Below are 12,160 nucleotides of genomic sequence, written 5' to 3'. Positions count from 1 at the left end.
TCACCAAACGGGCCTAAAACCTTGATGGTGTTTCGCAACACGGCGGGCGGAGTGGCGTGAGGTCGGGCGGCGGCATATTCTAAAAAAACCCATGACCACCACAAAACTCTATGTAGGAAATCTTCCGTTCGCCACCATGGCGCACGAAGTGCAAGACCTGTTTTCACAGGTCGGCGCAGTATCGGCTGTCGATCTGATATGCGACAAGATCACCGGACGCTCGCGCGGATTCGCGTTTGTCAACATGTCCTCGCCCGAGGACGCGCGCACCGCGATCGAGCGTTTTAACGGCCACGAATTGGGCGGGCGGGCGCTCTCCGTCAGCGAGGCGCGCCCGAAGGAGGTGCGCCAGCGCATTTTTGCCGGCGGCGGCAGCGAGCGATCCTGGCAGCGCTAAGCGCAATCCAGCTTTTTGATAGTGTCTATCGGTTAAATCGGTTGAAAAAGGGCGCGCTCAATGCGCGCCCTTTTTTTGCGTCCGTTTGGGCCGGCACGACAAAAAATGCGGCAAATGATTTGTCGTGCCCAAGGAGGCATGGCGCATATTTTGCTTTTCAGCGGGAGATTGTTGGCACTTTATGCGCAGTCATTCATTCGCACAACAAACTCTTTCCCACATGGACGCCGCTGACAATCCCAAGCGCAGCCGGATGCTTGTGACGCAGTTCAAGCAGTCGCAAATCTATCGGGACTTCGCGCAAGCGTTTCGCGACGCGACAGGGCTGCCGTTGAGCCTGCGGCCGGTCGAGTCGTTTGACTTGCACCACGCAAACGATCCGAGGCAAAACCCGTTTTGCGCGCTCATGGCCAAGTCGAACCACTCATGCTCGGCGTGCCTGCAACTGCAGCGCGAGGTCGAGCAGCAGGCGCAGCGCGAACCGGCCACATTAAAATGTTTCGCCGGACTTTATGACTCGGCGGTGCCGATCCGCGTGGGTGAAAACGTGCTGGCTTTTTTGCAAACCGGGCAGGTGTTTTTCCAAAAACCGCTGCCGGGGCAATTCGACCGGGTCGCGCGGCAACTCGCAAAATGGGGAGTTGAAATCGACATAAAACCCGTCGCCGCCGCCTATCATCAAAGCCGCGTGGTCCCAAAAAAACAATACGACGCAATCCTGAGGCTGCTCGCGGTTTTTGCGCAGCATCTCGCCGCGATCAGCAACCGGCTCATGGTGCAGGAGGAGCACGCCGAGTCACCCGTCATCACAAGGGCGCGCAACTTCATCCATGAGCACCAGGACGACGACCTCACGCTCGCGCAAGTGGCCCATTCGGTGAACACAAGCGCGTTTTATTTTTGCAAGATGTTCAAGAAGTCCACGGGCATGACGTTCACCGACTACCTGGCGCGCGTGCGCGTGGAAAAGGTGAAAAACCTGCTGCTCAACCCGCACAAGCGCGTGAGCGAGGCGGCGTTCGAGGCGGGGTTCCAGTCGCTTTCGCAATTCAACCGCGTGTTTCGCAAACTCGAGGGCTGCTCGCCCACAAACTATCGCAACCAGCTGCATCCGATGATTCCGGCGCGTTGAAAAAAGCGCGGGGCGTCCCATGAAAAACCAGGATGACAGGCCGGCCGGCCCCCGCAACTTGACCTTGATCCCGCGAGGGTTCGCATTGTCCAATGCGTTGTTTTTTCAACCCACTCCAACGCGTCTTTTTTTCTGAAATCGAAACCTCCACATTTTGCCGGGCGAATTTGCCGCGGATGCCTCCGTTGGGTTGGCACGATTGCGCTTTGGGCGTTGTGGCTGGCGCTGGCGGCGCTGCTTCTTGTGCAGGCGCGCATCGCGACCGTCGATGAAATCACGATTCCCCACGCGGTGCTGCGCAAGGCCGAGCAGCGGCTGGCGGAGCACGGGCTGCGCTTCACGTTCGGCGCGATCCATTGCGATCCGTCGGGACACGTGGTGGTGCGCGACCTGAGGCTGTTTTCCAACCTGCATCCCGACCCGGTGCTCACGGCAAACGCGGTGCGGTTCGAAATAACCCCTACACGCTGCTGACGCACAACATCTCGCCCCGCATCGACGGCGCGAGCCTTCGCGTGCCCGCGATGTTCTCGAACGACGGCACCAACGCGGCCGCGGTCGACGGGATAAACGCGGAGGTGGAGCTCAAGTCGTCCGTGCTTTCCATCAAGAGCCTGTCGGCGCGCGTCGGCAACCTGGCTGTGATTTGCCGCGGCGAGCTGGTGATTCCAAAAGCGCGCGCCAAAAGGCGCAACAGCGCGGAAGCGCTCTCGGATGCAATCGCCTCCTATCTCAAAACCGTGCGCAAACTCAACGCATGGACACCGTGGCTCGACGCGCTCGACAACCCGGTGCTCGACATAACATTCACCCCCGACGCGGAGGAAATTGCCTCCGCCCGCGTCGAGCTCATATGCGGAGGCCTGTATCCAGGGGACATCAGGCGGGCGGACGCGGACGCCTCGATTTTTTCCGCCTCAAAAATCGCGCTCGGCCCGCTGCTCGCGCGCACAACCGTGGACGTGGGAAGCCTGGTTTCGAATCCGCGGGCGCGCGATTTCAGCGTTCAACTTTCAACCGCAAGCGCGGACATCGAAAACACCATGCGCGCGCGCAACGCGCGCCTGCGGCTCACCATGCCGATGGCGGATATTTTTTCCCCCGGCAGCCGGGAAGCCATGGCATCGGGCGTCACGCCTTCCGTAAACCTGTCGCTGTCCTGCGCGGCGGATTCGCTCGAGGCTCGCGGCGTCACCGCGCACTCAATCACGGCGCGCGTGACCGGGCGTTTTCCGCAAACGCTGCGGGCAGGCGTCACGACACGGGTGCTGGGGGAGCCGGTCGCGCTTGAAACGCAGGTTGATTTTGCGGAGAAAAAAGCGGACGCGCGCATCAGCACCCGCGCGACGCCGCTGCATATCGACGCGATCTCCCGCGAGGTGAATTACGACCTTGGCGAAATCCTGAAACCCGCGCGCCCGATTGAAATCGACGCCACGGCGCGGCTTGACGCGGGATGGCGTTTCGCGGGCGCGCGCGGCACGCTCGACATCGGGCCGATCAACGCCGACAACGTGGCGGTGGACCGCGCGCGCGGCACGTTTGCGTATGATCACGCAAAAAGTGAGATCGTCTTTTCGCCGGCGTCGGCATCAGTCGGGGAGAGTTTTGCGCGCGGCAGCTTTGAAACGAATTTCAAGACGCTCGACTTCCGCTTTCTGCTGACCGGCAGGCTGCGCCCGCCCGCGATCAACGGCTGGTTTGGAAAATGGTGGCCGCGGTTCTGGAACGATTTCACCTTCAACGACCCGCCGCCCTACGGCGATGTGGATGTGCGCGGAAACTGGAAAAACACAAACTTAGTGCGCGTGTTTGTCTTCGCGGACGCCGCCAGCTTCACTTACGAAAAAGTCGCGTTCGACCACGTGCTGCTCACACTTTTCGTGAGACCCGATTATTACGACGCGCTCGATCTTTTCGCGAGGCGCGGCAGCGGTTACGCGCGCGGCACGTTCACCCATCAGGACACCGCGCCGGACGACCTTGCGCTGCTGACCGTATTCGACTTCAAGGGTGAAAACATCGACCCCGTCGCCGTGGCGCCGGCAATTTCGCCCACACTGGCGGACAGCCTTTCGCCGGTGCGCTTCGCCAAACCGCCGACACGACTGCGCGCGGCCGGACGCATCGACGGCCCGGCCGCGCCGCGCGGCGAGCACACGCTGATCGACGTGGAAGTGGAGGGCGACGGCGCGTTCAGCTACGAGCACATCCCGCTGACAAGTCTCTCCGCAAGTCTGCGCGTTCGCGACGACGCCTTTACCATCGAACGGCTGCGCACGCAATTCGCCGGCGGGCACCTCAACATCAAGGCGCAGATCTCCGGCGCGGACAACGCGCGGCGGCTCGGCTTCGACATGAATCTCAACGGCGCGAGTTTTGGACAGGCGTTCCAAATGGTTGAGGAAATATCAGCCCGCAAACGCGGCGTGGCCGCGCCGCCGGACGAACACTACAACCAGCCCGCGAGCGCCCAGTTGGACCTTCGTTTTTCCGCCGACGGCTTTTTGAACAACGACCTCAGTTTCAAGGGTAACGGAAGCGCGGAGGTTTCCGGCGCCGAGCTCGTTAACATCAACATTTTCGGCGAGCTCTCGCAGGCGTTGCGCGATGTCAAGGTGCTCAATTTCACGTCGCTAAACCTCACGGACGGCCAGTTCAATTTCACCCTCGACGGACGACGCGTCTTCATTCCCGAGGCCGTGCTCACGGGACAAAAGGCGCATGTGAAACTGAGTGGCGAATACACGCTCGACACCCGCTTCGCCAACCTCACCGCCAAGGTTTATCCGCTTTCCGAGAGCAGGGGCATCATCGGCAAGGGGCTCGGTTTTCTGCTCGTGCCGGTCACGCACCTGACCGAGCTGCGGCTGACCGGCTCGCTCGACGCGCCAAAGTGGCGTTTCAGCTACGGCCCGACAAGCCTCCTGCGCACGCTCATCGGCAAGAGCGGCGACACCGAATCGCTCGAGCAGGAGCACGCAAAAAAATCAAAGGATGCCGACAATCAAGAAAAGCCGCCCGCCACGCCCGAGCCCCAACCTTTGTCAACGGAAACGCCCGCCGAAACATCCGCGCCTCCGGCAGCCAAGGAATAACGCCCCAAAAGCCCCCTACCCCCGCCACGCGATCACAAACCGGTCGCGTTTCGTCAAGTCCTGGCGCGATTCGCTTCGCGCAAAACCCGCATCCGCGCACGCGGCGAGAAGCGCGGCGTGCTGGGCGATTCCCGTTTCGAGCGCAAGCACGCCGCCGGGCTTGAGAAACGCCGGCGCGCCCGAAATGATTTTCAGCAAATCCGCGCATCCGTCGTCCGCCGCCACGAGCGCGGAGTGCGGCTCGAACTGCCTCACCTCGGGCTCCGTTTCGGCGATTTCCTCCCGCGTCAAATAAGGCGGATTGGAAACAATCAAATCAAACTTCTCGCCGGCGGGAACCGCGCCAAACCAGTCCGATTTTAAAAATGAAACACGCGCGTCCAGACTGAGCGCGGCGGCGTTTTCACGGGCGAGCGCAAGCGCGTCATCACTCGCATCCGCGGCAAGCACGCGCGCATCGGGGCGCGCCTTTGCCAGCGCGAGCGCGAGCGCGCCCGTTCCCGTTCCCAAGTCGAGGATGTTTTCCGCCGTCGCCGCGGTTTCTGGGCGCGCAGCACCCGCAACCTCGAGCGCGATCTCGAACAGCAATTCCGTCTCGGGACGCGGGATCAGCGCGCGCCTGTCCACCTTGAGCTTGACGCCGCCCCACTCCACTTCGCCCGTGATGTATTGCAATGGCTCGCGCGCCGCGCGCCGCCGCACAAGCGCGCGCATTTTTTCCAGCTCCGCCTCGGTCAGCAGCCGCTCAAATTGCAAATAAAGCTGCATGCGCTTCAATCCAAGCGAGTGCCCGATCAACAATTCCGCGTCGAGGCGCGCGGACTCGATTCCCTTGGTGGCAAAAAAATCGGTCGTCTTTTTGATGATTTCGAGAACTGAGAGCATGGAACGCGCGCAGCATGGGTGAATGTGCGCTCCGTAGTCAACGGAGCACGGAGACGGCCGGTGCGATTTAAGGCAGCTTAAATGAAAGCTGTGTCTGCGGCGGACGCGCCGGGTTTTTCGAACGCCAACCGCCCTGCCAAAAAGCCAAAAGGCCGGCTGCCGCGCTTACGGCTGCGGCAGCACGCTGGCGTGCTCGGCGCGCAGGGCGCTGATTTTTGTGGCGCGGTTGTGCGCCTTTTCCTCGCCATCTGGGCTTTCCACGGTGTCGAGGATGTAGAGGTAGCGCTGGTCGCCCGAGGGGCGCGAGGTGCAGACGACGTGACGCCCGTCGGGCAGCCACGAGGGTTCGAGGAAATCGCCCCTGATCACCGCGCCGGTGGATGTTTTCGGCGTGATGAAGCGCGTCTTTTTTGTCGAAAGATCATACACGCCGATGCAGAAGGCGCCGTTCCGCCTGGCGGTGAACACGATAAGGTTCGGGTTTGCCTGGCTCCAATCGGGCTCGGCGCTGTAGCTCGCGCCGGTCTTGATGCGCTCGGGCGTGCCACCGCCGGCGGGCATAATGTAGAGCTGCGGGCTGGAACCGTAGGCCATCGCAAACACGATGCGCTGGCCGTCGGGCGAGAAGCAGGGCGAGGATTTGGCGTCGGGCGAATTCAGGATGGACCTGGGTTTGGCGCGGCCGTCCGGCGTGCCGATGTAGAGGCCGTGAGTGTCGTTGGTGTGGCCGATCACGAAGACAACGCGCGAGCCGTCGGGGCTGTAACGGGCGCCCATGTTGGTGCCCTTGTAATCGGCGTAGGTGGTCCAGCGGCCGGAGCGCAAATCGAGTTGGAAGAGATCGGGCGAGTTGCTCCTGAAAAGGCTCGTGTAGAGAATGCGGGAGCCGTCGGGCGACCAGCGAGGCATGAGGATGCTGGCGCGCTGGTTGGTGACGGCGCGCGCTTCGTTGAGAAAAAGGTCGCTGACGTAGATTTCGTCCTTGCCGGTGTTGTTGCTGACGAAGGCGAGCCGGGAGGTGAAGTAGCCGCTGGTGCCGCTGGTGTTTTTCACGGCGGCGTCGGCGGCGCGGTAGAGGGCGTCACGCGCATCCGCGCCACCGGCGGTGACAGTGGTGATGGTGGGCGAGCCTTTTTTGGCAATATCGACGCGAACCTGCGTGGCCGAGACGGGCGAGAAAGTGAGCGTGAAATCGCCGCCGCTGGTGACGCGCGAGTAGCGGCCGTGCGACTCGAAGGCCTTGTGCGCGTAGGCGGCGAGTTGCGTGTCGCCCGCGATCACGATGGGCACTGTGTTTTTTTGGAGCGAGTCGAGATCGTAAACAGTGACGGGCTGGCCGCCGGGTTTTTGCGCGAAGGCGGATGTCGCGGCGGTTGCGAGGATGAGAAGGGAAAGTGCGAAGTTATGTTTCATGAAAAAAGTGTGTTGCCTCGGGAGGCGTTGTTGCAGCCCATTTCTATTTACTGGCTGGGCGTCATTAACAATGTCAAAACAGTCGAAATCGCCAAAAAATTATTCACATTTCCCAACGTGACCTCCGACTCAATCAAAGAAGTTCTCAAACAAGTGAAATATCCCGGTTTCAGCCGCGACATCGTTTCGTTCGGACTGGTGCGCGGCGCCGGTTTTGCGGATGGAGTCGCAAAGGTGTCGCTCGCGCTGACCACCTCCGACCCAAAAGTGGCGCAGTTTATCAAGACCGAGGTGGACAAATGCCTGCGCGCGCAGCCGGGCGTGAACGACACGCTCATCGAGGTTGAAATCGCGCCGCCCGCAAACGCCCCCGCGCAAGCCGCCGCCAGCGCGGCCCCGGCGGGCATCAGCCGCTCCATCGCCATCGCCTCCGGAAAAGGCGGCGTGGGCAAGTCGACTTTCTCGGTGAACCTCGCGTGCGCGATTGCGCAACTGCTCGCCGAGCGCGGTCGCCCGGGACGCGTGGGACTGATGGATTGCGACATTTACGGTCCGTCCGTGCCGCTGATGATGGGGATTTCGGGACGCCCGTATGTCGAGGACGACAACTTCATTATTCCCTTGGAAAACCACGGCGTGAAGGTGATGAGCATGGGTTTTCTGGTGGACGAAAACACGCCCGTTGTCTGGCGCGGCCCGATGATCATGAAGGCCGTGCAGCAATTCGTGCAAAACGTGAAATGGGGCGAGCTCGACGTGCTCCTGGTCGACCTGCCGCCGGGCACGGGCGACGCGCAACTCTCCCTCGTGCAAACGCTGCCGCTCGACGGCGCGGTCATCGTGACCACGCCGCAACTCGCCGCGACCCAAGTGGCGCGCCGTGGCGGCCTGATGTTTCAAAAAGTGAACGTGCCCGTGCTCGGAGTCGCGGAAAACATGAGCTGGTTCACCGATCCGGCGGGATTGAGGCACGAGTTATTCGGCAGCGGCGGCGGCGCAAAAACGGCGGAGTCACTCGGCGCGCCACTGCTCGGGCAGGTGCCGATACAACCGGAAATCCGCGAGGGCGGCGACTCGGGCGCGCCAATCGTGGTGAGCGCGCCGCAAAGCGAGGCCGCGATGACATTCCGAAAAATCGGCACGGCGTTGCTGGGTTGAGGTGAATGTAGCCACCACGCGACCGAGGCCCCTTGATGGATAAATGCGCGTTGCTCGTGGCATGTGCAAAAAAGCCTGTGTCTTTTTATTTCAAGGCACCCCTCAAAATCAAAAATACTCAGCCCGGTCCGGCTCCTTTTGCCTTCTCATTATGAAAAAATTAACAAGTCTTGGATTGCCCCAGTTTTGCTTTATTCCTTTTATTCTATAGGCGTATCGAATTCAAAAACGTTTTCTGCATTTTTTTTCACTGTATACCATGGTGTAGTTTGTTTAATCGTGTAATCTGTTGCACTCGTTGGCGATTCAAGTCGAATATCAACACCACATTCAATTCGAACAACATTTACATTCTCCAAATCGACTATTTTCCATCTTGATAAATATTCTAAAAAAAGTTTTGCCTTCCCAGAATACACAACTTGAGAATTCGAATCGATATTAGAATAATTAAGACTGAATTTACCATCAGGCCCTCTCTTTCGCATTTCAAATCCAGTTGGTTTTACTTTATATGGCCCAAATTCTTCGTCAGAATTTTTCAATTTATAGAAGACTGAGAAGCAAGCTGGGACATTATATATTGCTTTTTTTGATACATCAGGGTGATACTTAATAATATTTTGTGTTTGGTTTACTAAAACACCACGAGCATAACCATCCACAATATTCATGGTGAGCGTTACGCGTGGATCTGCATTTTCACACAACACTGTTAATGGAAAGCTAATAATTAATAATAATATAGTGATGCTTTTCATTTTTGTTATTTAGGCGATCATGCCGAACCTCGGTTCGGCATTCCCAGTGTCTTTTCGATGATTTCGAGCGTGCGCGCGACGGCACCCTGGTTGCCGCGGTAGCATTCGGTTGAGGCGGTCATCATTTTTGCGCGCGCATCGGCGTCGCCAAGTATGCGCGCCGCCGTGGCGCAAAGTTCCTCGCGATTATGCACAACCTTTGCCGCGCCGGCATCGGTCAGCCGCCGCGCGATTTCACGGAAGTTGCCCATGCCCGGGCCGAACAGGATTGCGCGGCCAAGCGCCGCCGCCTCGACGGGCGTCTGGCCTTCCGTGTGCGGGGGAAGGCTTTTGCCCACAAAAACCAGGTCGGCCAGTTGCGTGAATTTTCTCAACTCGCCCGTGGTGTCGCCCACCGCAATGTCAACCACGCCCGGCGCGGCGCCACGCGAGCGAAAATGCCAGGTTGGCGCGGTGTCTTCCCCTGCTGGTGTTGTCTGTTTTTGCAGCAGCGCCTCGACTTCGCCGCGACGTTCCATGTGGCGCGGCACGAGCAGTAATCGCGCCGCGATGCCCGCCGCGCGAATCGCGCGCAGCGCCTCCAGCAACGCATCCTCCTCGCCCGGCCATGTTGACGAGCCGAGCAGGATCAGTTCGTTTGCGTTCGCGCCGAGGCCAATCTCCGCGCGCAGCGACACGCGTTCCTCCGCGCTCATCAGCGGAATGGTCACATCCCATTTAATGTTGCCCGTCACCGTGACTTGCTCCGCCGTGAAACCGAGTTCGCGGAAGCGCTCCGCGTCGATTTCCGAGCACGCCAGCACGCGCGTGATGCCGCGCTGCATAAGGGGCATCGCCACCGCGCGCCATGCTTTCATTCGCGAGTAGCTGCGGTCCGAAAGGCGCGCGTTCACTGCCAGCACGGGCACGCCGCGCCGCCGCGCCTGCGCGATGTGCTCGGGCCAGCGCTCGCCCTCCATCAGGATCACCAAGTCGGGGCGCACGCGCCGCCATGCGCGCGCGGAAAACGCCCACCAGTCGAGCGGAAAATAGCCGGTGCCGATTGTGAGGCCGGATTTTTCGCCGTAGCGGTCGAGCGCGATTTTGTGGCCCGTGCTCGTTGTGGTTGTCAGGTAAACCTCCACGTCGCCGCGCGCTTTCAACGCCTGAAGCAAGGGCGAGATCGCCTGCATTTCGCCGACGCTCACCGCCTGCAACCACACGCGTTTTTTGGCGGGGTTTTTGGGCGGCAGATTCACCGTGCCGAACCGTTGCGAGAAACCGCTTTTGTAACCGCCGCGCCGCCACATCCTCAGCAGGTAATATGGCAGCATGAAGAGCAGCGCGGGAAAAAACAGTATGCGGTAAACCCAGATCATCGGTGGTTTTGACAGCGCCAAGACTCTTTTCCCGCGCACATGATGCAAGACAAAGTGCGCGGGCGGGTTTGCGCGGAGTGTGATTAAAAGTGTGACCGGAAACACGACGTCATGGGTGGGGCGTGCTCGCCGAGCGCGCCGAAAATCGTGGGCGTCGATTGAGAGAAACCCACAACGCGGCGGTTGGCAGATGTCGCTTGCGCTCGGTAACGGCGTTTCGAGCGGTTAGCGACAGTCTGCCAACCGCCCCACCTTCATTTCAGGCACACTTTTAATCACACTCCGTTTGCGTAGTGCGCAATCCGCCGCGGCACCTGTTATTTTTTCAGCTCGCCGATTTCCTTGCGAATGAAGAGGCGTTCGATGCAGCCGTTGAACGGGCGCGCGTTTTCGGCATCGAGCAGCTCAAGCGCGGTTTCGGTGTCGCGCTTCATGTAGCGGTAATATCCCGCGGCAAAAAAATGCGCCTCGGTGAGGAAGGTTTCCTTTTCCTCGTCGCTGATTTTCATGCCGTTGATGGCGGCCAGGATTCTCTGCCAGTGGCCCTTGCCCCACCAGAGGCGCAGCATTTCCTCGTGATACGGAGTGGAGACGTTTGCCGTTTGGATCAGGGTCGTGATCGCGGTGTCGGGGCGGAGTCCGTCGACCGAACGGCTTTTGGCGGTGAGCCAGAGGCGCCAGAGCGTGGCGTAGTCGCCGTCCTTGCTCAGCATGGAAATGCGGGGCTGGATCTCAAAATCGCGGGTGAGTTGCGCGAGCGCCTTGTTGTAGTTTCCGAGAAGCGCGTAGTTGAGCGCCGAGTGCATCGGCGCATCCGTGCTGATGGCGCGCATGCCGGCATCCCCGTCCGACTTGGCGGGTTTTTCACCCTTCCTGATGCTCTTCGCGCGCTCGCCGCGCCATTCCTGGAATTTTCCGAGAAGGCTGTCGTATAATGCGCGCGCGGCCTGATGCTCTTCGTTTGAATCGAGAATGATCGCCTTGTTCACCTGCGCGCCCAGGTCGTCCGGCGCGAGCGCCTCGGCCTGCCGGATGACATCAAGCGCCTCGGCGGAACGCCCGAGCTTGGCCAGCGCGAGCGATTTTTCATTGAGCGCGGCGAGCCTGGCCTCGTCGGTTTGCGCGTTTTTGAGTTGTTGCTCCGCTTGGGCGAGACCGGCCTCGTTCCGTTTTTCAAGGGCGGACTGGGCGGGCGAGGCGAGCTGCATCGCGAAAGCGGCAAGGGCGATGCAGGCGAGTTTTGCGGCGGGCATGCGGAGATTCATTGTGCTTGAGAAAGGAGGCGGGTGTTAAAGTGCCGAGATTTTTTCGGCGAAGGCGGCGCGGTCGGCGGCGTTGAAGAACGAGGTGCCTGCGACAAAAGTGTCGGCGCCCGCGGCGCGGCACTCGACGACGGTGTTGAGGTCGATGCCGCCGTCCACTTCGAGGCGGAAACCCAAGCCGCGTTCGCGGCGCCAGGTGTCGATTTGCGTGATTTTCGGAAGCACGTCGCGCCGGAAGCTTTGCCCGCCGAAACCGGGCTGCACGGTCATCGCAAGCACGAGGTCGACTTGCGTAAGCAGCGGCTCGATGGCGGTCGCGGGCGTGCCGGGGTTGAGAACGATTCCACACTGGCAGCCGAGTTCGCGGATGCGCGCAAGCGTGCCGGCGTGGTCGTATTGCGGTTCGATGTGGATGCTGATGAGGTCGGCGCCGGCCTTGGCGAATGGCTCGATGTAGCGGTGCGGCTCGTCGAGCATCAGGTGCGTGTCGAAGAAGAGGCGCGAGTTTGGGCGAAGCGCCGCCACGGTTTGCGGGCCGAAGGAAAAGTTCGGCACGAAATGCCCGTCCATGATGTCGAGGTGAACCCACGCGAGCTCTTGCGGACGGACGAGGTTTTCGACCACGGCGGTTCCCGCCGCGAGGTTTGCGTGGTCCGCCGCAAGGATCGACGGGGCGAGGATCGGTTTGTGCATGAG

Annotated in this window: 11 protein-coding genes; 5 read left to right on the top strand and 6 right to left on the bottom strand. The window is 60.6% G+C overall.

Annotated elements, in window-relative coordinates; translation table 11 throughout:
- The first annotated feature begins 91 nt into the window (after positions 1 to 91).
- From CKA38_RS05050 to CKA38_RS05035, 4 genes are all read left to right on the top strand, one after another.
- Positions 92 to 397 carry an RNA recognition motif domain-containing protein gene (locus CKA38_RS05050; RefSeq protein ID WP_108824518.1) on the top strand — a complete coding sequence of 102 codons (306 nt, stop codon included), beginning with the start codon at positions 92 to 94 and terminating at the stop codon, positions 395 to 397.
- 220 nt (positions 398 to 617) lie between these two features.
- Positions 618 to 1,529, top strand: a complete 912-nt coding sequence (locus CKA38_RS05045) for a PocR ligand-binding domain-containing protein (protein ID WP_108824517.1) — start codon at positions 618 to 620, stop codon at positions 1,527 to 1,529.
- Positions 1,530 to 1,742: 213 nt separating this feature from the next.
- Entirely contained in the window at positions 1,743 to 2,003 is a 261-nt protein-coding gene (locus CKA38_RS05040; RefSeq protein ID WP_108824516.1) for a hypothetical protein, read from the top strand.
- Positions 2,004 to 2,053: 50 nt separating this feature from the next.
- On the top strand, positions 2,054 to 4,627 hold the full coding sequence (locus CKA38_RS05035) for an AsmA-like C-terminal region-containing protein (protein ID WP_108824515.1): 2,574 nt from the start codon (positions 2,054 to 2,056) through the stop codon (positions 4,625 to 4,627).
- Positions 4,628 to 4,642: 15 nt separating this feature from the next.
- On the opposite strand, the gene prmC is transcribed toward CKA38_RS05035, so the two are convergent.
- Positions 4,643 to 5,512: a peptide chain release factor N(5)-glutamine methyltransferase gene (gene prmC / locus CKA38_RS05030; RefSeq protein ID WP_108824514.1), complete on the bottom strand. Its 870-nt coding sequence runs from the start codon at positions 5,510 to 5,512 to the stop codon at positions 4,643 to 4,645.
- 165 nt (positions 5,513 to 5,677) lie between these two features.
- Complete coding sequence (locus tag CKA38_RS05025) at positions 5,678 to 6,925, bottom strand: PD40 domain-containing protein (RefSeq protein ID WP_108824513.1); 1,248 nt, start codon at positions 6,923 to 6,925, stop codon at positions 5,678 to 5,680.
- Positions 6,926 to 7,042: 117 nt separating this feature from the next.
- Here CKA38_RS05025 and CKA38_RS05020 point away from each other — a divergent pair, with 117 nt between their 5' ends.
- On the top strand, positions 7,043 to 8,083 hold the full coding sequence (locus CKA38_RS05020; protein WP_108826425.1) for an Mrp/NBP35 family ATP-binding protein: 1,041 nt from the start codon (positions 7,043 to 7,045) through the stop codon (positions 8,081 to 8,083).
- A 200-nt stretch (positions 8,084 to 8,283) separates the two neighbouring features.
- On the opposite strand, the gene CKA38_RS15305 is transcribed toward CKA38_RS05020, so the two are convergent.
- The 4 genes from CKA38_RS15305 to rpe form a co-directional block, all read right to left on the bottom strand.
- Positions 8,284 to 8,844: a hypothetical protein gene (locus CKA38_RS15305; protein ID WP_152032685.1), complete on the bottom strand. Its 561-nt coding sequence runs from the start codon at positions 8,842 to 8,844 to the stop codon at positions 8,284 to 8,286.
- Between the two features lie 17 nt (positions 8,845 to 8,861).
- Positions 8,862 to 10,202: a 3-deoxy-D-manno-octulosonic acid transferase gene (locus CKA38_RS05015; protein ID WP_108824512.1), complete on the bottom strand. Its 1,341-nt coding sequence runs from the start codon at positions 10,200 to 10,202 to the stop codon at positions 8,862 to 8,864.
- A 317-nt stretch (positions 10,203 to 10,519) separates the two neighbouring features.
- Positions 10,520 to 11,467 carry a tetratricopeptide repeat protein gene (locus CKA38_RS05010; RefSeq protein WP_108824511.1) on the bottom strand — a complete coding sequence of 316 codons (948 nt, stop codon included), beginning with the start codon at positions 11,465 to 11,467 and terminating at the stop codon, positions 10,520 to 10,522.
- A gap of 24 nt (positions 11,468 to 11,491) precedes the next feature.
- Positions 11,492 to 12,157, bottom strand: a complete 666-nt coding sequence (gene rpe, locus CKA38_RS05005; protein WP_108824510.1) for a ribulose-phosphate 3-epimerase — start codon at positions 12,155 to 12,157, stop codon at positions 11,492 to 11,494.
- Between the last annotated feature and the right edge of the window lie 3 nt (positions 12,158 to 12,160).

The organism is Ereboglobus luteus (assembly GCF_003096195.1).
Lineage (GTDB): Bacteria > Verrucomicrobiota > Verrucomicrobiia > Opitutales > Opitutaceae > Ereboglobus > Ereboglobus luteus.
This window is presented reverse-complemented; position numbering and strand designations above follow the sequence as displayed.

What these genes read in the sequence shown, in the direction of transcription:
- rpe (WP_108824510.1), bottom strand. Translation starts at nt 12,157, where the DNA reads ATGCACAAACCGATCCTCGCCCCGTCGATCCTTGCGGCGGACCACGCA.
- prmC (WP_108824514.1), bottom strand. Translation starts at nt 5,512, where the DNA reads ATGCTCTCAGTTCTCGAAATCATCAAAAAGACGACCGATTTTTTTGCC.
- CKA38_RS05015 (WP_108824512.1), bottom strand. Translation starts at nt 10,202, where the DNA reads ATGATCTGGGTTTACCGCATACTGTTTTTTCCCGCGCTGCTCTTCATG.
- CKA38_RS05035 (WP_108824515.1), top strand. Translation starts at nt 2,054, where the DNA reads ATGTTCTCGAACGACGGCACCAACGCGGCCGCGGTCGACGGGATAAAC.
- CKA38_RS15305 (WP_152032685.1), bottom strand. Translation starts at nt 8,844, where the DNA reads ATGAAAAGCATCACTATATTATTATTAATTATTAGCTTTCCATTAACA.
- CKA38_RS05025 (WP_108824513.1), bottom strand. Translation starts at nt 6,925, where the DNA reads ATGAAACATAACTTCGCACTTTCCCTTCTCATCCTCGCAACCGCCGCG.
- CKA38_RS05050 (WP_108824518.1), top strand. Translation starts at nt 92, where the DNA reads ATGACCACCACAAAACTCTATGTAGGAAATCTTCCGTTCGCCACCATG.
- CKA38_RS05010 (WP_108824511.1), bottom strand. Translation starts at nt 11,467, where the DNA reads ATGAATCTCCGCATGCCCGCCGCAAAACTCGCCTGCATCGCCCTTGCC.
- CKA38_RS05045 (WP_108824517.1), top strand. Translation starts at nt 618, where the DNA reads ATGGACGCCGCTGACAATCCCAAGCGCAGCCGGATGCTTGTGACGCAG.